Origin of the sequence: Primorskyibacter flagellatus, from assembly GCF_900176485.1 — a bacterium.
In the GTDB taxonomy this organism is placed as follows: Bacteria; Pseudomonadota; Alphaproteobacteria; order Rhodobacterales; family Rhodobacteraceae; genus Primorskyibacter; species Primorskyibacter flagellatus.
This window is the reverse complement of record NZ_FWYD01000003.1, coordinates 65,430-83,944: the sequence shown is the minus strand read 5'-3', so window position 1 is coordinate 83,944 and position 18,515 is coordinate 65,430. Positions and strand designations below refer to the sequence as shown.

General features: G+C 59.6%; 12 protein-coding genes. 5 read left to right on the top strand and 7 right to left on the bottom strand.

The window, feature by feature from the left end; translation table 11 throughout:
* The first annotated feature begins 3 nt into the window (after positions 1–3).
* From nusA to infB, 3 genes are read left to right on the top strand one after another with little or no spacing between them, the layout of a single operon-like run.
* Positions 4–1,635, top strand: a complete 1,632-nt coding sequence (nusA, locus tag B8991_RS05835) for a transcription termination factor NusA (protein WP_084351313.1) — start codon at positions 4–6, stop codon at positions 1,633–1,635.
* 23 nt (positions 1,636–1,658) lie between these two features.
* A complete protein-coding gene (locus tag B8991_RS05830) occupies positions 1,659–2,294 on the top strand; it encodes an RNA-binding protein (protein WP_084351311.1) in 636 nt (211 codons plus the stop codon).
* Positions 2,295–2,303: 9 nt separating this feature from the next.
* Positions 2,304–4,790, top strand: coding sequence for a translation initiation factor IF-2 (gene infB, locus B8991_RS05825; RefSeq protein WP_084351309.1), 2,487 nt, complete (start codon positions 2,304–2,306; stop codon positions 4,788–4,790).
* A 384-nt stretch (positions 4,791–5,174) separates the two neighbouring features.
* Here the strand turns inward: infB and B8991_RS05820 are convergent, their stop codons facing one another.
* The 3 genes from B8991_RS05820 to B8991_RS05810 all read right to left on the bottom strand — a co-directional run bounded on the left by B8991_RS05820 (position 5,175) and on the right by B8991_RS05810 (position 7,731).
* Positions 5,175–5,573, bottom strand: coding sequence for a (deoxy)nucleoside triphosphate pyrophosphohydrolase (locus tag B8991_RS05820; protein WP_084351307.1), 399 nt, complete (start codon positions 5,571–5,573; stop codon positions 5,175–5,177).
* A gap of 73 nt (positions 5,574–5,646) precedes the next feature.
* On the bottom strand, positions 5,647–6,876 hold the full coding sequence (gene argJ / locus B8991_RS05815; protein WP_084351304.1) for a bifunctional glutamate N-acetyltransferase/amino-acid acetyltransferase ArgJ: 1,230 nt from the start codon (positions 6,874–6,876) through the stop codon (positions 5,647–5,649).
* Between the two features lie 3 nt (positions 6,877–6,879).
* On the bottom strand, positions 6,880–7,731 hold the full coding sequence (locus tag B8991_RS05810) for a peptidylprolyl isomerase (protein ID WP_084351302.1): 852 nt from the start codon (positions 7,729–7,731) through the stop codon (positions 6,880–6,882).
* Positions 7,732–7,908: 177 nt separating this feature from the next.
* On the opposite strand from B8991_RS05810, the gene secA reads away from it, so the two are divergent.
* Entirely contained in the window at positions 7,909–10,638 is a 2,730-nt protein-coding gene (gene secA / locus B8991_RS05805) for a preprotein translocase subunit SecA (RefSeq protein ID WP_084352150.1), read from the top strand.
* Between the two features lie 25 nt (positions 10,639–10,663).
* Here the strand turns inward: secA and radC are convergent, their stop codons facing one another.
* Entirely contained in the window at positions 10,664–11,428 is a 765-nt protein-coding gene (gene radC / locus B8991_RS05800) for a RadC family protein (protein WP_084351300.1), read from the bottom strand.
* Between the two features lie 177 nt (positions 11,429–11,605).
* Between radC and B8991_RS05795 the strand changes: the two genes are divergently transcribed.
* On the top strand, positions 11,606–12,364 hold the full coding sequence (locus B8991_RS05795; protein ID WP_084351298.1) for a sulfite exporter TauE/SafE family protein: 759 nt from the start codon (positions 11,606–11,608) through the stop codon (positions 12,362–12,364).
* Positions 12,365–12,478: 114 nt separating this feature from the next.
* On the opposite strand, the gene lpdA is transcribed toward B8991_RS05795, so the two are convergent.
* The 3 genes from lpdA to aceE are packed head-to-tail and all read right to left on the bottom strand — an operon-like array spanning position 12,479 to position 18,211.
* Complete coding sequence (gene lpdA / locus B8991_RS05790) at positions 12,479–14,245, bottom strand: dihydrolipoyl dehydrogenase (protein ID WP_084351296.1); 1,767 nt, start codon at positions 14,243–14,245, stop codon at positions 12,479–12,481.
* A 12-nt stretch (positions 14,246–14,257) separates the two neighbouring features.
* Positions 14,258–15,526, bottom strand: a complete 1,269-nt coding sequence (aceF, locus tag B8991_RS05785; protein ID WP_084351294.1) for a dihydrolipoyllysine-residue acetyltransferase — start codon at positions 15,524–15,526, stop codon at positions 14,258–14,260.
* A gap of 27 nt (positions 15,527–15,553) precedes the next feature.
* Positions 15,554–18,211, bottom strand: coding sequence for a pyruvate dehydrogenase (acetyl-transferring), homodimeric type (gene aceE, locus B8991_RS05780; RefSeq protein WP_084351292.1), 2,658 nt, complete (start codon positions 18,209–18,211; stop codon positions 15,554–15,556).
* Between the last annotated feature and the right edge of the window lie 304 nt (positions 18,212–18,515).

The window sequence follows — 18,515 nt, the reverse complement described above, 5'->3', positions numbered from 1 at the left end:
TAAATGGCAATCACCTCTGCCAACCAGCTTGAGCTTTTGCAAACCGCCGAAGCGGTCGCACGCGAAAAGATGATCGACCCCGGTCTGGTCGTCGAGGCGATGGAAGAATCCCTCGCCCGTGCCGCCAAGAGCCGCTACGGTGCCGAAATGGACATCCGCGTCCATATCGACCGCAAGACCGGGCGTGCGCAATTCACCCGCGTCCGAACCGTGGTCGAGGAAGAAGAGCTGGAAAACTATCAGGCAGAGATGACTGTCGATCAGGCCAAGCAATATATGGCGGACCCTGCCATCGGCGACACCTTTGTCGAGGAAGTCCCGCCGGTGGAAATGGGCCGGATCGCCGCGCAATCTGCCAAGCAGGTGATCCTGCAAAAGGTCCGCGAAGCAGAGCGTGACCGCCAATACGAAGAATTCAAGGACCGCGCAGGCACGATCATCAACGGTCAGGTCAAGCGTGAGGAATACGGCAACGTCATCGTCGATGTGGGTCGTGGCGAAGCAATCCTGCGCCGCAATGAAAAGATCGGCCGCGAAAGCTATCGCCCGAACGACCGCATCCGCTGCTACATCAAGGATGTGCGCCGCGAAGTCCGTGGACCGCAGATCTTCCTGTCGCGCACCGACCCGCAATTCATGGCGGAATTGTTCAAGATGGAAGTGCCGGAAATCTACGACGGCATCATCGAGATCAAGGCCGTGGCCCGTGACCCCGGTTCGCGCGCCAAGATCGCCGTGATCAGCTATGACGGCTCGATCGACCCAGTCGGTGCCTGCGTTGGTATGCGCGGCAGCCGTGTGCAGGCCGTCGTGAACGAGCTTCAGGGCGAAAAGATCGACATTATACCCTGGAACGAGGACATCCCGACCTTCCTGGTGAACGCGCTGCAACCGGCAGAGGTGTCCAAGGTCGTGTTCGACGAGGATGCAGAGCGCATCGAGGTTGTCGTGCCTGACGAACAGCTGTCGCTGGCCATCGGCCGTCGCGGCCAGAACGTGCGCCTTGCCAGCCAGCTGACCGGTCTTGATATCGACATCATGACCGAGGAAGAGGAATCCGCGCGCCGCCAGAAAGAGTTCGAGGAACGCACAAAGCTGTTCATGGACGCGCTGGACCTGGACGAATTCTTTGCCCAACTGCTGGTCGCCGAAGGCTTCACCAACCTCGAAGAAGTGGCCTATGTCGAACAGGATGAGCTGCTGGTCATCGACGGGGTCGATGCCGACACCGCGCTGGAACTTCAGACCCGCGCCCGTGAAAACCTCGAAGCGCAGGCCCGCAAGGCGCTGGAAACAGCACGCGAACTGGGCGCCGAGGACAGCCTTATTGACTTTGAGGGCCTCACACCCCAAATGGTAGAGGCATTGGCGAAGGACGGCGTGAAGACGCTGGAAGACTTTGCAACCTGCGCCGATTGGGAACTGGCAGGCGGCTGGACCACCGACAATGGCGAACGCGTCAAGGATGACGGCCTTCTGGAACCCTTCGATATGTCGCTGGAAGAGGCGCAGACCCTCGTGATGACAGCCCGTGTTCTGCTTGGTTGGGTCGATCCGTCGGAATTGGACCCGAGAGTCGATGAGGACGAAGCTGCCGAGGACGACACGGACGCTACTGAGGAAACTGGCGCTTAAGGCGCCGGGAACTGGGGCCGGGCATGACTCGCGGCGGACGCCAAAAGGACCATGAAGATGGTCCGGAACGTAAATGTATCGTCACGGGCGAAGCACAGCCCGCGTCGGGGCTGATACGTTTCGTGATCGGGCCGGACAATCAGGTCGTCCCCGACATTCTGGGGCGCCTTCCCGGTCGGGGGATCTATGTGTCCGCGGACAAGGCGGCGATCGAAAAGGCCGCGGCCAAGGAATTGTTTTCCCGCGCCGCAAAGCAACCGGTGCAGGTGCCCGAAGGGTTGGCCGAACTGGTCGAAAAATTACTGGCGCGTCGGGTGGTGGATCTGATCAGCCTCGCGCGAAAGTCCGGAGACGCTGTCACCGGGTATGAAAAGGTGAAGGACTGGCTGTCAAAAGAAGAGGCCGAAGTCCTTATTCAGGCCAGCGACGGGTCCGAGCGCGGAAAGTCCAAGCTCAGCACGCCGCACTATGGCAATTTTATCGGTTGGCTCACCTCTGAAGAGTTGGGCTTGGCCTTTGGGCGACAAACTGTGATACATGGCGCGCTTGGCGCTGGTGGACTCACCAAACGTGTTGTAGAGGAAGCCCAACGACTGAAGGGCATGCGCATCGGCGCATCCGATGCAGATCGCGGCGGCAGGGGCCGTCGGAAAGGATAAGAGAACTTCATGAGCGATAGCGACGGTAAAAAGACTTTGGGTTTGCGCGGTGGTCCCCGGTCCGGGAATGTGAAGCAGAGCTTCAGCCATGGGCGGACCAAAAACGTCGTGGTTGAGACCAAGCGCAAGCGCGTTGTGGTCCCCAAGCCCGGTGCGTCCAAGCCCGCGGGCGGCGGTGCCACGTCAGGCAACAAGGGCCCACGCCCCGCCGGGATTTCCGATGCGGAAATGGATCGCCGCCTGAAAGCCGTTCAGGCCGCACGGGCGCGCGAGGTCGAAGAGGCCGCGAAGCGCGAGGCTGATGAGAAGGCCCGCGCCGAAGAGCGCGAGCGCATGCGCGCCGAAAAAGAACAGAAAGAGCGCGAACAGCGCGAAGCCGAGGAAAAGGCCCGCCAGAAGGCGGAGGACGAAGAGCGTCGCGCCCGCGACGCCGCCGCAGCCGCTTCCAAGGCCGCCGAGGAACCCGCCGCGCCGAAGGCCGACGCTGGCGCACGCACACCGCGGCCCACAGGTGGCCCGGCAGCCCCCTCGCCTGCCCGCAAGAAAGGTCGTGAAGACGACGACCGTTCCAACCGCAACAAGAACCGCGATGATGGCCGCCGTTCTGGCAAGCTGACGCTGAACCAGGCCCTGTCTGGCGAAGGCGGTCGGCAAAAATCCATGGCCGCGATGAAGCGCAAGCAGGAACGTGCCCGCCAGAAGGCAATGGGCGGTCCGGTCGTGCGCGAAAAGATCGTGCGCAATGTCAATCTGCCCGAGGCAATCTCGGTCGGCGAATTGGCCAACCGCATGGCCGAACGGACGGCTGATGTGGTCAAGGCGCTGATGCAGAACGGCATCATGGCGACCCAGAATCAAAGCATTGATGCCGATACCGCGGAACTGATCATCGAAGAATTCGGCCACAAGGTAACCCGCGTGTCCGATTCCGATGTCGAGCAGGTCATCGAACAGGTCGACGACAAGCCCGAGGATCTCAAACCGCGTCCCCCGGTCATCACGATCATGGGCCATGTCGACCACGGCAAGACCTCTCTGCTGGACGCAATCCGTGACGCCAAGGTTGTCGCGGGCGAGGCTGGCGGCATTACGCAGCATATCGGTGCCTACCAGGTGACGACGGATAGCGGCACTGTGCTCAGCTTCCTCGACACGCCGGGCCACGCCGCCTTTACATCCATGCGGTCGCGTGGTGCGCAGGTCACGGATATTGTGGTGCTGGTTGTGGCTGCCGATGATGCGGTGATGCCGCAGACAATCGAGGCCATCAACCATGCCAAGGCGGCAAACGTGCCGATGATCGTTGCGATCAACAAGATCGACAAGCCTGCCGCAGATCCGAACAAGGTCCGGACGGACCTGCTTCAGCATGAGGTCGTCGTCGAGAAGATGTCCGGTGACGTGCAGGACGTCGAGGTTTCGGCCAAGACGGGCAAGGGTCTGGACGAATTGCTGGAGGCCATCGCGCTTCAGTCCGAGATCCTCGACATCAAGGCCAACCCCGATCGCGCTGCCCAAGGTGCCGTGATCGAGGCCCAGCTGGATGTGGGTCGCGGCCCGGTTGCCACCGTCCTCATTCAGAACGGCACATTGCGCCAAGGCGATATCTTCGTCGTGGGCGAGCAATACGGCAAGGTTCGCGCGCTGATCAACGACAAGGGCGAACGCGTTTCCGAAGCCGGCCCTTCGGTTCCGGTCGAGGTTCTTGGCCTCAACGGCACACCCGAGGCAGGCGACGTGCTGAACGTCACCTCGACCGAGGCGCAGGCCCGCGAAATCGCCGAGTATCGTGCAAGTGCCGCGAAGGAAAAGCGCGCCGCAGCCGGGGCCGCGACGACGCTGGAACAACTGATGGCGAAGGCCAAGGACGACGAGAATGTCAGCGAGCTACCGATTCTGCTCAAGGCTGACGTGCAAGGCTCTGCTGAAGCGATTTTCCAGGCGATGGAAAAAATCGGCAATGACGAGGTGCGCGTGCGCGTGCTGCACTACGGTGTCGGCGCGATCACAGAAACCGATGTCGGGCTGGCCGAAGCATCCGGGGCCCCGATCATGGGCTTCAACGTGCGTGCCAATGCCACCGCCCGCAACACCGCCAACCAGAAAGGCGTGGAGATCCGCTACTATTCGGTGATCTACGATCTTGTGGATGACGTGAAAGCGGCGGCCTCTGGTCTGCTGTCCAACGAGATCCGCGAACGCTTTATCGGCTACGCCAAGATCAAGGAAGTCTTCAAGGTTACCGGCGTCGGCAAAGTTGCAGGCTGTCTGGTCACCGAAGGCATCGCCCGCCGCTCTGCCGGTGTGCGCCTGCTGCGCGACGACGTGGTGATCCACGAAGGCACGCTGAAGACGCTCAAGCGCTTCAAGGACGAAGTCGCCGAAGTGATTTCCGGTCAGGAATGCGGTATGGCCTTCGAAAACTACGACGATATTCGTCCTGACGATGTCATCGAGATTTTCGAGCGCGAAGAGGTTGAGCGCAAGCTCGACTGACTTCGGACCGGATAAGAAATTGGAAAAGGGGAGGCAGATGCCTCCCCTTTTTTGTATAAGCCATGTCATCTGTCAGCCGAGTGGTGCCGACAATCGGGCTGCCAATCGGGCTGCGTATTAGACAGGAATTCCTGTGAATACCTGATCGCCGACCCGCACAGCGATGCGTCCGTCAGGCAATGTGTTTTCGACTGTGCCCTGTACCGAGACGCAGCTTCCAACGACAATCGTTCTTAACATGTCAGTTCCTTCCCGATTTCAACGACATATAGAAAGTACGAAGCAATGGTTAATGAACTAGAAACAAGTTTTAGCGATTTGAAGGTATTTGAACAGCCCTGTCCAGATTTTCGGGAGCAAGCTGACCGAACGGCAGATAATCGCCTATAAAAAGTCGCGCAGCATAGCGATCAACGGGATATCTGCCGGAGGCATCGGATAGTCGCGCATCTCTATCGGCCGCACCCATTTGAGGGTCTGACCCTCCTGCGCACGCGCAATGCCCTGCCATTTTCGGCAAGCAAACAGCGGCATGAGAAGGTGAAAATCATCATAGCTGTGGCTGGCGAAGGTCAGCGGCGCAAGGCAGCTTTCCCAAGTGTCGATGCCCAACTCTTCCTGAAGCTCGCGAATCAATGCCGCTTCGGGGGTCTCTCCGGGTTCGACCTTGCCGCCGGGAAACTCCCAAAGACCTGCCATCGGCTTGCCTTCGGGCCGTTGTGCCAGCAGAACGCGCCCGTCCGGGTCAATCAATGCGACGGCGGAGACAAGAATGGTTTTCATCGACGTCCTTGTGGTGAAGGCAGGGCCAGGGGCCAGCCCCTGGAACCCCGGAGTATTTTCGCCAAGAAGAAGCTTAAGAGCGATAATCCGCGTTGATCGAGATATAGCCGTGGGTCAGATCGCAGGTCCAGACCGTCGCCGCGCCTTGGCCGAGTCCCAGTCCGACATTGATCGAGATTTCGGACTGTTTCATAATCGCCGCGCCTTGGTCTTCGCGGTAATCGGGCGAAACCCAACCGTTTTCCGCCACCAGAACATCGCCGAATCGAATGGTCAGCAGGTCGCGATCGGCCGCGGCACCGGATTTTCCGATGGCCATGACGATGCGGCCCCAGTTGGGATCTTCGCCGGCAATGGCGGTTTTCACCAGCGGCGAATTGGCGATTGCCAATGCATGGGTGCGCGCATCGGCATCCGATTCGGCCCCTGTCACGTTGATCTCGACGAATTTCGTGGCACCCTCGCCGTCGCGCACAACCTGATGCGCAAGGTCCAGCATGACCTTGTGCAGCGCGGCGCGGAATGCGTCATCGCCGGGCTCTACCTGCACGCCCGATGCGCCGGTCGCGGCCATCAGCAGCGTGTCGGAGGTCGACGTGTCGCTGTCGACGGTGATGCAGTTGAACGTGGCATCGCTGATCTCGGATACCATCTGTTGCAGGGCGTCGAAACCGATCTGTGCATCGGTGAAGATATAGACCAGCATCGTCGCCATATCCGGCGCGATCATGCCGGAGCCTTTGGCGATGCCCGCGATCTGTACGCGCCCGCCCGGCAAATCAACCGAAGCGGCGCTGCCTTTGGGGAACGTGTCCGTGGTCATGATGGCGCGCGCCGCGTCTGCGATGCCATCCGGGGACAGGGAGGCCGTCAGCTCATCAAGTTTGGCGGTGATACGGTCGTGGCGCAACGGTTCGCCGATCACCCCGGTGGATGAACTGAACACGCGGGCATCCGGCAAGTCCAGCACATCGGCCACCGCAGAGGTCACGGCTTGCGTTGCCTCGACGCCGTTGCGACCGGTGAAGGCGTTGGAATTGCCAGAGTTCACGATGATCGCCGCGCCGGGCGACTGATCCCCGCCCAGCTTGTCCTGACAATCCAGGACCGGGGCCGAACGGGTGGCTGACCGGGTGAAGACGCCCGCGACCGTACTGCCCGGCACAAGCCGCGCCAGCATCACATCCGTCCGGCCAGCGTAACGAACGCCGGCCTCTGCGACGGCGAATTCCACGCCGCCGATCACCGGAAGTTGAGGAAATGCCGCCGGTGCGAGCGGGGAAACCGCGAGCGTCTTCGCCATGGATCAGTCCTCTAGCAGGGAGAGGTCGTTCAGCGCCTCTGTGTCGAGTTCTGCCTTGTCGGTGCGGGTGATCTCTGCCGCGTCGACCAGTTCAGCAATCTTTGCCTCGACAGCAGCGCGCTGGATCGTGCCCGACAGCTCTTCGCGCACGGCATCCAGTTCAGGTGCGCTTTTTGTGCGGGTCTCGATCAGCTTGATGACATGCCAGCCGAATTGGGTTTGAACCGGATCGGAGATTGTCCCGTTTTCCATACCCTCAACAGCGGCCTGGAAGGGTTCAACCATCATCCCTGCGCTGAACCAGCCAAGCTCGCCACCATTCGGGCCTGAAGGTCCGGTGGAGTTTTCGCGGGCAAGCTCTGCAAAATCGGCACCGCCATTCAGCTCTTCCACAAGGGCTGCGGCTTCTTCTTCGGTTTCGACCAGAATATGCGCCGCGTTGAACTCGTCGCCCATTTCGGCACCGACATATTTAGCGTCATATGCGGATTGCAACGCCTCATCTGTCACCGCATCCGTAGCGGCCATCTCGATCACTTCGCTGGCCAGAAGGGTACGGCGTTCATTATCAAGCGCAATTTTCACGCGTCGGGTTTCCGTGGCGTCATCTGATTGGGCAAGCGTTTCCTGCTGCACCAATTGTTCGAGAATGCCGTCGAACAGTGCATCCGCAGGCATCTGCTGATACTGTTCGGGCAGCGTGGCACGGACCATGATCATGTGGCCAAGCGTGATCTCGGTGCCATTCACCGTGGCGACGACCGTATCGGCGCTGGGGGTGTCCTGGGCCTGCAAAGGCATCCCCATCATGCAGATCAGCGCAATAGTCGACAATTTGGTGAGGTGTTTTGGCATTGATTCGTCCTTCCTGGGCGTATGCGCCCTTGGGCGGCGTTGACACTTTTCCGACCGACCCTTACATCGCCGAGGGGCTATTGCCAGACCGGTCATTCACCCGACTCATATGGGGTGTGTGCGAGGCGGGCAAGCAGGATGCCACACACGATGGCGTCAGAAAGCGACGGAGAGACCATGCTCGGATTCGGAAAACTCGCGCGGAAGGTGTTCGGAACGCCGAATGACCGCCAGATCAAGGCGACACGCCCGCTTGTCGAAAAGATCACTGCGCTGGAGCCGGATTTCGAAAAACTGTCCGACGAGGGCCTGATCGAGAAAACCGCAGAGCTGCGTAAACGGCTGGCGGACGGTGCCAAGCTGGACGATCTGCTGCCGGAAGCCTTTGCCAACTGCCGCGAAGGTGCCAGGCGTGCCTTGGGCCTGCGGGCCTTTGACGTTCAGTTGATGGGCGGTATTTTCCTGCATCAAGGCAATATCGCGGAAATGAAAACCGGCGAGGGCAAGACGTTGGTTGCGACCTTCCCGGCCTATCTGAACGCGCTGTCGGGCAAGGGCGTGCATATCGTCACCGTGAACGACTATCTCGCACGGCGCGATGCCGACTGGATGAGCAAGGTCTATGCGGCCGTCGGCATGACCACGGGTGTTGTCTATCCCCAGCAGCCCGAGGACGAAAAGCGCGCGGCCTATGCCTGCGACATCACCTACGCCACCAATAATGAGCTTGGCTTCGACTATCTGCGCGACAACATGAAGTCAGAGCTGAGCCAGATGAACCAGCAGGAACACAATTTCGCGATTGTGGACGAGGTTGACAGCATCCTGATCGACGAGGCGCGCACCCCGCTGATCATCTCGGGTCCGGCACAGGACCGGTCCGAGCTTTACGTCAGCATCGACCGGCTGATTCCCGATCTGACCGACGAACATTTCACCATTGATGAGAAAACCCGCAACGTGACCTTCACCGATGAGGGCAACGAATTTCTCGAAAAGCATTTGCTGGCCCGCGGTATCCTGCCCGAGGGGCAATCGCTGTATGATCCGGAAAGCACGACCATCGTGCATCACGTCAACCAGGGTCTGCGCGCGCATAAACTGTTCCAGAAGGACAAGGATTATATCGTTCGCGACGGCGATGTTGTGCTGATCGACGAGTTCACCGGGCGTATGATGTCCGGACGCCGCCTGTCAGAAGGCCTGCATCAGGCAATCGAGGCCAAGGAAGGTTGCAAGATCCAGCCCGAGAACGTGACCTTGGCCAGCGTGACCTTCCAGAACTACTTCCGCCTTTACAACAAACTTGCGGGCATGACCGGGACGGCGACCACCGAAGCCGAGGAATTTGCCGAAATCTACGGGCTGGGCGTGGTCGAGGTTCCAACCAACCAGCCGATTGCGCGGATTGACGAAGACGACAAGGTTTTCCGCACCGCGCGCGAGAAATACGACGCCATCGTCGAAGAGATCAAGCTGGCGCATGAAAAGGGCCAGCCGGTGCTTGTTGGCACGACCTCGATCGAAAAATCCGAGATGCTGTCGCAACTGCTGACCACGGCGGGCCTGACGCACAACGTGTTGAACGCACGCCAGCACGAGCAGGAGGCGCAGATCGTCGCCGATGCAGGCAAGCTGGGCGCGGTGACCATCGCCACGAACATGGCGGGCCGCGGGACCGACATCAAGCTGGGTGGAAACCTCGATTTCAAGGTGATGGAAGCCATCGCCGCTGATCCCGACGCCAATCCCGACGAGGTACGCGCCCGCATCGAGGCCGATCACGCCGCCGATGAACCTGCGGTCAAGGAGGCCGGCGGGCTTTTCGTTCTGGCAACCGAACGCCACGAAAGCCGCCGCATTGACAACCAGCTGCGCGGTCGGTCTGGCCGTCAGGGCGATCCCGGACGATCCTCGTTCTTCCTGTCGCTTGAGGACGATCTGATGCGGATCTTCGGGTCCGAACGGTTGGAAAAAGTGCTGTCCACCCTTGGCATGAAAGAAGGCGAGGCGATCGTGCATCCTTGGGTGAACAAATCGCTGGAACGCGCACAGGCCAAGGTCGAAGGCCGCAACTTTGATATTCGCAAACAGTTGCTGAAATTCGACGATGTGATGAACGACCAGCGCAAGGTGATCTTCAGCCAGCGCCGCGAGATCATGGAAACCGAAGACCTGTCGGAGATCACGCAGGACATGCGCGAACAGGTGATCGACGACCTCGTGACCCAATATATTCCGCCCAAGACCTATGCCGATCAGTGGGACATGCAGGGGCTTTATGCCGCCGTGATTGCAGAGCTTAACCTCGATGTGCCGGTGATTGGTTGGGGCGAAGAGGAAGGCGTGGACGACGAGGTGATCCGCGAGCGACTGGAAGAAGCTGCTGAAAAGAGCATGGCCGAAAAGACCGAGGCCTTTGGCGAAGACACGATGCGCCAGATCGAGAAGCAGATCCTGTTGCAAACCATCGACGGCAAGTGGCGCGAGCATCTTCTGACGCTGGAACATCTGCGTTCGGTCGTGGGGTTCCGCGGCTATGCGCAACGTGACCCGTTGAATGAATACAAGACCGAGGCCTTCCAGCTTTTCGAATCGATGCTTGATAGCCTGCGCGCCGAAGTGACGCAAAAGCTGGGCCAGGTCCGCCCGATGTCCGAGGAAGAGCAGAAGGCGATGGCCCAGCAGATCGCCGCGCAACAGGCAATGATCCAGCGTCAGGCCGAAGCTGCCGCCGCTGCATCCGCACCGCAGCCTGACAGCGCGCCTGACGCGCAGGATGGCACAGCCGCTATATCAGGGTTCGACGAGGCCAACCCCGAAACATGGGGAAATCCGGGCCGCAACGATCCCTGCCCCTGCGGGTCGGGAAGCAAGTTCAAGCATTGCCACGGAAAACTGACCTGAAAGGCTTGCGGTGCGGCGGGTTTAGCTACAACAGACCCTCCGCCCGGAAGCTGAGTTCTTGTGACTTTCCGACGATCAAGTGGTCATGCAGCGTCAGCCCCAATGCATCGGCGGCAGCCTGAATCTGTCTTGTCATGTCGATATCCGATTGCGACGGCGTCGGATCCCCGGACGGGTGGTTGTGGACAAGAATTAACGCGCTGGCATTCAATTCTAGTGCGCGCTTGACCACCTCGCGCGGGTAGACCGGCACATGATCGACTGTGCCCTGCGCCTGCGCCTCGTCCGCCACCAGCACGTTCTTGCGATCCAGAAAAAGCACCCGAAACTGTTCTGTCTCGCGATGCGCCATCGTTGTGTGGCAATAGTCCAGAAGCGCATCCCAACTTGACACGACATGGCGCTGGATCACACGCGCCCGTGACAAGCGATGCGCTGCGGCCTCGACGATCTTCAATTCCTGCACTACGGCGGGGCCTACGCCTTTCACCTCCTCCAGCCGCGCGGCGGGTGCCGAAACAACCCGGTTGAAATCGCCGAAACCGTCGATCAACTGCCGCGCAAGAGGTTTGACATCCTGTCGTGGAATGGCGCGAAACAACACCAGTTCCAACAGTTCGTAATCCGGCATCGCATCCGCACCGCCTGCCATGAACCTGTCGCGCAGCCGCTTGCGATGGTCAGTCAGATAGGATGGCACCTTGCCTCCGGAGCGGATGGCAACCGGTTCGGTCTCATCCGAAAAGAAGATCGGAAGCGGCGGTTCAGAGAAGTTCTGGCGATGTGTCATAGATGGACCATGCCGGAAAGACGGTAAGCAAACCGTTAACCACCGACAGGCGGGCAGCACGGTCTGATGCCGTCACAGCGCGCCGCCACGAGGTTGAAAACTGGTGATTTCGCGCTGCACTTGCCCTTGCACCTCCGGTCAGTCTAGACCGGGTTGACGCGAACACGGGACGGACTCATGACATTCGAAACAATCATTCTGCTGGTCGTCAGCGGATTTGCCGCTGGCGTGCTGAACGCCGTTGCCGGCGGTGGTACGTTCATTACCTTCCCTGCGCTGGTTTTTACGGGGGTTCCGCCGATCGCAGCCAATGCGACGGCAACCGTGGCTGCCCTGCCCGGTTACATCGCCAGCGCTTATGCCTATCGTAGCAACATTGCTAAAGAAGGCGTTCTGAAGATCCGTACTATCATGTTGATCGCACTGGCCGGCGGACTCGTGGGTGCCGTCCTGCTTATGATCACCCCGGCAGAGCTGTTCTCGGGCCTTGTACCGTGGCTGCTGCTGGTCGCGACGGTCCTGTTCGCAGTCGGCCCATGGTTGGTCAAACGCCTGCAAAAGGCAGGGATTGGCGCGGCGGGTCCGGCGCTTTCGATCTTTGCCTTCGGCGTCGTCAGCACTTATGGCGGCTATTTCAACGGGGGTCTCGGGATCATCCTGCTCGCGACGATGGGGTTGATCGGCTTTACCAATCTGGATGGAATGAACGGGCTGAAGAACCTGATGTCGGCGGTAATTTCGGTAATTTCTGCGGGAGTTCTTGCGCTGGCCGGTCTGATCTGGTGGCCACAGGCGCTGGTGATGGCGGTGGCAACCACGGCGGGTGGTTTCTTTGGCGGCTGGGCCGCGCAACGAATCACCAACAAGGCGCTGTTGCGCGCAGGCATTGTGATGGTTGGCCTGATAATGACCGTCATTTTCTTCATGCGGCAGTAATCGCAGCGCGGCTTTTATCGCGGATAAGCTGCTTCTGCGATGATTTCCGACACATAAAAAGGACCGGGGAATGCCCGGTCCTTTTCGCATTTTGAAGGTCGATCCCAATTAGGCTTAGTGTTTTTTCTTCTTCGGCGGCATCAGATCGGTGATCGTGCCTTCAAACATCTCGGCCGCGAAGTTCACCGTTTCCGACAGGGTCGGATGCGGGTGGATTGTATGGCCAAGATCGACAGCATCCGCGCCCATCTCTATCGCCAAAGCCACTTCGGCAATCAAGTCGCCCGCGTTGGTGCCGACGATCAGCCCGCCAATGATCCGGTCGTCCTCGGGATCAAAGAGCAGCTTGGTCATGCCTTCGGAGCGACCATTCGACAGCGCCTTGCCCGACGCGGCCCAAGGGAACACGCCCTTTTCGTACTTGATGCCCTTGGCCTTGGCCTCAGTCTCGGTGACACCGGCCCATGCGACCTCTGGGTCGGTATAGGCGACCGACGGGATCAGGCGGGCATCAAAGTGACGGTTCTGACCGGCACAGACCTCTGCCGCAACCTTGCCCTCATGCACCGCCTTATGCGCCAGCATCGGCTGGCCCACGACGTCGCCTATGGCAAAGATATGCGGCACGCCGGTACGCTGCTGGCCGTCGACGGCGATAAAGCCGCGTTCGTCCACGGCCACACCGGCCTTGTCGGCATCAATCAGCTTGCCATTGGGCTTGCGGCCCACGGCGACCAGAACCTTGTCAAAGATGCCGGCGCTTTCTTCGCCCTTGGCATCCTCGAACGTGACTTTCAGCCCGTTCTTCTGGGCCTTGACGTCCGTTACCTTGGTCTTGAGCATGATCTTCTCATACCGCCCCTCAATGCGCTTGTGCAAAGGTTTGACGATGTCCTTATCGGCACCTGGTATGATCTGGTCCATCAGCTCGACCACGGTAATCTTGGTGCCTAAAGCGTCATAGACGCAGGCCATTTCCAGACCGATGATCCCGCCGCCCAGAACCAGCATCCGTTTCGGGATGTCTTTCAATTCCAGCGCGCCCGTGGAATCGATCACCCGATCATCATCCTGGGGAATGAACGGCAGGTTCACGGGCTCGGACCCGGCGGCAATGATGCACTGATCGAAGCTGACATTCTTCACGCCGTCATCGCCGGTGACCTCGATCATGTTGGGCCCGGTGAATCTACCGTACCCCTGCACAACCTCGACCTTGCGCGCCTTGGAAAGGCCCTTCAGACCGCCGGTCAACTGGCCGACAACGCTGTCCTTGAAGCCGCGCAAGTCGTCCAGATTGATCTTCGGCTTGCTGAAGGAGATACCATGCGCGCCCATCTCTTCGGCCTCGGTGATAACCTTGGCGACATGCAACAACGCCTTGGACGGGATACAGCCAACATTCAGGCAGACACCACCGAGCGAGGGGTATTTTTCGATCAGGATGACCTTCTTGCCCAGATCCGCCGCACGGAACGCAGCCGTATAACCGCCGGGACCAGAGCCCAGAACGACAACCTCGGCATGCAGATCGCCCTTGCCTGATGCGGTGCCGGTCGCAGCGACCGATTCCGGTGCCGGACTTGATCCGGCACCTTGCGGCTGCTCCGCCTTCTCCGGGGAGTCGGCAGGTTTTGCGTCATCACCGGCATCGGCCCCTTCGAAGACCATGATCACAGCGCCTTCGGAAACCTTGTCGCCTTCGCTGACCTTGATCTCCTTGACGGTGCCGGCAGCGGGGCTGGGCACCTCCATCGTGGCCTTGTCGCTTTCAATCTCGATCAGCGGATCCTCGGCGGCGACAGTGTCACCGACCGAGACCAGAACGCTGACCACGGGCACATCGGTGAAATCGCCGATATCGGGAACTTTAATGTCCATCTTGCGATCTCCTTACCACATCAACTTGCGCATATCGCCGAGCAGGGTCTTGAGCGTCACGGTGAACCGTGCAGCCAAGGCGCCATCGACCGCGCGGTGGTCATAAGACAGCGACAGCGGCTGCATCAGACGCGGCACAAATTCCTCGCCATTCCAGACCGGTGCCATCTTGGACCGCGCAAGGCCCAGAATCGCCACTTCAGGCGCGTTGACGATTGGGGTGAAGGATGTACCGCCAATGCCGCCAAGCGACGAGATCGTGAAGGTGGCGCCCTGCATGTCCTTGGACTTCAACTCGCCATCGCGGGCGGCTTTGCTGAGGCTCATCAGCTCTTTCGAGATGTCCACCAGGCCCTTGCGATCAGCATCCTTGATCACCGGAACCATCAGGCCATTGGGCGTATCAGCCGCGAAACCGATATTGTAGAAGTCCTTCTTGATCAGCTTGTCCCCATCAGGATGGATCGAGCTGTTGAATTCCCAATGCTGTTTCAGCGCCGAGACACTTGCCTTGATGACAAAGGACAGAAGCGTGACGCGGTAGCCGTCTTCCTTGGCCTGCGTGTCCATCTCCTTGCGGTACTTGTCCAGCTCGGTGATGTCGGCCTCGTCATTATGCGTCACATGCGGGATGTTCAGCCAGGACCGGTGCAGCGCAGGACCAGAAAGCTTCTTGATCCGGGACATTTCCACGTCTTCGACAGGTCCGAACTTGGAGAAATCCACAGCCGGGATCGGCGGGATACCCATACCGCCCTGCGCACCACCTGCCGCAGCTGCCGCAGGGGCAACAGTGGATTTCAGCGCCTTCATCACGTCTTCGCGCAGGATACGACCCTTGCGGCCTGATCCGTTGACCTTCGTCAGATCGACTTCGACATTGCGCGCAAACGCACGCACGGATGGTGAGGCATGCACCTTGCCAAAGCCTGCATCCGTCACCGGAGCAGCCGCAGGCGCGGCGGCTGGGGCAGATGCCGGCGCAGCAGCCGGAGCAGATGCAGGGGCTTCGGCTTTCGGCTCGTCCTTGGGGGCATCGGCGGCACCGTCACCTTCAAGGATCAGGATCACCGCGCCTTTGGAAACCTTGTCGCCTTCGGCAATCTTGATCTCCTTGACGACGCCTGCGGCGGAGGAAGGAACCTCCATCGTCGCCTTGTCAGATTCCAGTTCCACGATCGGGTCTTCCTCGGCGATGGTATCGCCAACGCTGACCAGAACCGTGACCACGGGGACATCGTTAAAATCGCCGATATCGGGTACTTTGACTTCGGTTGTCATATTACTTGTCTCCTCTCGTCCCGCTGGTCACACAAGGCGCGGGTTCGGCTTTTCGCCGTCGATGTCATATTTGCTCAGCGCGGATTTCAGGTCTTTCTCGGACACAACACCCTCGCGGAAAAGATCCACCATGGCAGCGGCGGCGATGTGGTTTGCATCCACCTCGAAGAAGCGCCTCAGGTTCACCCGGCTGTCCGACCGGCCAAAGCCATCGGTGCCCAGAACGGTGAACCGGCCCGGCACACAGGCGCGGATCTGCTCGGCGTAGTTCTTCATATAGTCAGTGGCCGCAATGATCGGCCCCTTGACCCCGTCCAGAACCTTGGCGGCATAAGCCTGCTTTGGCTCCGACAGCGGGTTCAGACGGTTCCACCGCGCCACGTCCTGACAATCACGCGCCAGTTCGTTCAGGCTGGTGGCCGACCACAGATCAGCGGTCACGCCGAAATCTTCCTTCAGCATCTCTGCCGCCTTCATCGCCTGCACGAGTATCGTGCCGGAGCCGAGCAGGTTGACGTGCTTCTTGCCCGGACGCGCGGTTTTCTTCATCCGGTAGAGGCCCTTGATGATGCCCTCTTCGACACCCATCGGCATTTCGGGATGCTGATAGTTCTCGTTCATCAGCGTCAGGTAGAAATAGACATCTTCCTGATCCTGATACATCCGCTTCAGCCCGTGCTGGACGATGACGGCAACCTCATAACTGAAGGTCGGGTCATAGCTGATACAGTTGGGGATCGTGTTCGCAAGGACATGGCTGTGACCATCCTGGTGTTGCAATCCCTCGCCGTTCAGCGTGGTCCGTCCGGCGGTGCCGCCCAGCATGAAGCCGCGCGCGCGACTGTCGCCCGCCGCCCAAGCCAGATCACCAACCCGCTGGAACCCGAACATCGAGTAGTAGATGTAGAACGGAATCATCGGAACGCCGTGGTTGCTGTAGGCCGTCGCGGCGGCGATCCAGTCAGCCATGGCTCCGGCCTCGTTGATGCCTTCCTGAAGCACCTGGCCGTCCTTGGATTCCTTGTAATACATCATCTGGTCGGCGTCCTGGGGCGTATAGTTCTGCCCCAGCGGGTTGTAGATCCCGGCGCTGCGGAACAGCCCCTCCATGCCGAATGTGCGCGACTCATCCGGTACGATCGGCACAACCTGTTTGCCGATCTTCTTGTCGCGCAGAAGCGTCGTCAAGATGCGCACGAAGGCCATCGTGGTCGAGATTTCGCGGTCGCCCGTGCTTTCCAGCTGCGCCTTGAACTTGTCGAGACCGGGAATTTCAAGGCTTGGCACATCGCGCCAGTGACGTTTGGGGAATTCACCGCCAAGCTCTGTGCGACGCTCGGTCAGATAGGCCTTTTGCGCGTTATTGAGGCTGACAAAAGGTGCCTTGGGCAAGTCTTCGTCCGATACCGGGATCTTGAAGCGGTCACGGAAAGCGCGAAGCTGATCCTCGACCATCTTCTTTTGCTGGTGCGAGGTGTTTTGCCCCTCACCGGCCGTACCCATACCGTAGCCCTTGATCGTCTTGACCAGCAGGCAGGTTGGCTGCCCCTTGGTTTCCGTCGCGCGCTTGAAGGCCGTGTAGACCTTCTGCGGGTCGTGACCACCACGGCGCAGCGACCAGATCTGTTCGTCGGTCCAGTCTTCGACCAGCGCGGCAGTTTCCGGGTATTTGCCAAAGAAATGCTCGCGGATATAGGCACCATCCTTCGATTTGAAGGTCTGATAGTCGCCATCCACGGTCTCGTCCATCAACTGACGCAGACGACCGGAGACGTCTTTTTCCAGCAACTCGTCCCAGCCTTTGCCCCAGAGCAGTTTGATGACGTTCCAACCGGACCCGCGGAAGTTGCCCTCCAGCTCCTGCACGATCTTGCCGTTGCCGCGTACCGGGCCATCAAGGCGTTGCAGGTTGCAGTTGACCACGAAGATCAGATTGTCCAACCCTTCGCGGGCAGCGAGGCTGATCGCACCCAGCGATTCTGGCTCGTCCATCTCGCCATCGCCGAGGAAACACCAGACCTTGCGGTCGGCCATGTCGATATGGCCGCGGTTGTGCATGTATTTCATGAAACGGGCCTGATAGATCGCCATCAACGGGCCAAGACCCATGCTGACAGTCGGGAACTGCCAGTAATCCGGCATCAGCCAAGGGTGCGGATAGGACGACAGGCCCTTGCCGTTCACCTCAGAGCGGAAGTTTTCCAACTGCTCTTCGGTAATGCGACCTTCCATGAAGCTGCGCGCGTAGATGCCCGGAATCACATGGCCCTGAAAGAAAACCAGGTCGCCGCCGTGGATCGCCGATTTTGCCCGCCAGAAGTGGTTCAGCCCGATGTCGTACATCGCCGCCGAAGACGCAAAGCTGGCGATATGCCCGCCATATTCGCTGCTTTCCTTGTTGCGGCGCACAACCGTCGCCATGGCATTCCAGCGGTTGATCGTCCGGATCCGCCACTCCATTTCCTGGTCACCCGGCATTTCGAGCTGGTCGTCCATACCGATCGTATTCTGATATGGCGTCGTGGAGGAAAACGGCAGCATCGCGCCTGCGGCACGCGCCTGGCTTACAGCCTTGTCCAACAGGTAATGCGCACGATCGGCACCGTCCCGCTGTATCACATCCTCTATGGCATCCTGCCATTCCTGGCTTTCGATCGGATCAAGATCTTTCTGATGTTCGGTCATGCATCCTCTTCCCTAGGTCCCGGCAACAACGTTGCCGATATTTTCGTTTAGCATTAAACCATTTTCTCCAACAGCGACTTTTCCTGTTGGGTAAAAACTGCACGTCGGGTAGCACAGGCATGGTGTCCGTAAAAAGATGGGCTGACGCATATCCTCCTTGCACGCGACGCATAGCTTAATGTTTAAAGCTAAACATTTGCCTTCCGCCACGTTCACTGCGTCCAGAAATTTCATTCTGTTTCCCATGCACTGTCCTGAAAGTTGACAGATATGGGCAATTCGTCAACCGGAGAATTAAATCGCG

Bases quoted from the DNA above. Each gene is read 5' to 3' on its own strand.
- argJ (WP_084351304.1), bottom strand. From the start codon at position 6,876: ATGGCGAAGACGCTCGCGGTTTCCCCGCTCGCACCGGCGGCATTTCCT.
- nusA (WP_084351313.1), top strand. From the start codon at position 4: ATGGCAATCACCTCTGCCAACCAGCTTGAGCTTTTGCAAACCGCCGAA.
- aceE (WP_084351292.1), bottom strand. From the start codon at position 18,211: ATGACCGAACATCAGAAAGATCTTGATCCGATCGAAAGCCAGGAATGG.
- B8991_RS05820 (WP_084351307.1), bottom strand. From the start codon at position 5,573: ATGAAAACCATTCTTGTCTCCGCCGTCGCATTGATTGACCCGGACGGG.
- secA (WP_084352150.1), top strand. From the start codon at position 7,909: ATGCTCGGATTCGGAAAACTCGCGCGGAAGGTGTTCGGAACGCCGAAT.
- radC (WP_084351300.1), bottom strand. From the start codon at position 11,428: ATGACACATCGCCAGAACTTCTCTGAACCGCCGCTTCCGATCTTCTTT.
- B8991_RS05830 (WP_084351311.1), top strand. From the start codon at position 1,659: ATGACTCGCGGCGGACGCCAAAAGGACCATGAAGATGGTCCGGAACGT.
- aceF (WP_084351294.1), bottom strand. From the start codon at position 15,526: ATGACAACCGAAGTCAAAGTACCCGATATCGGCGATTTTAACGATGTC.
- infB (WP_084351309.1), top strand. From the start codon at position 2,304: ATGAGCGATAGCGACGGTAAAAAGACTTTGGGTTTGCGCGGTGGTCCC.
- B8991_RS05795 (WP_084351298.1), top strand. From the start codon at position 11,606: ATGACATTCGAAACAATCATTCTGCTGGTCGTCAGCGGATTTGCCGCT.
- lpdA (WP_084351296.1), bottom strand. From the start codon at position 14,245: ATGGACATTAAAGTTCCCGATATCGGCGATTTCACCGATGTGCCCGTG.
- B8991_RS05810 (WP_084351302.1), bottom strand. From the start codon at position 7,731: ATGCCAAAACACCTCACCAAATTGTCGACTATTGCGCTGATCTGCATG.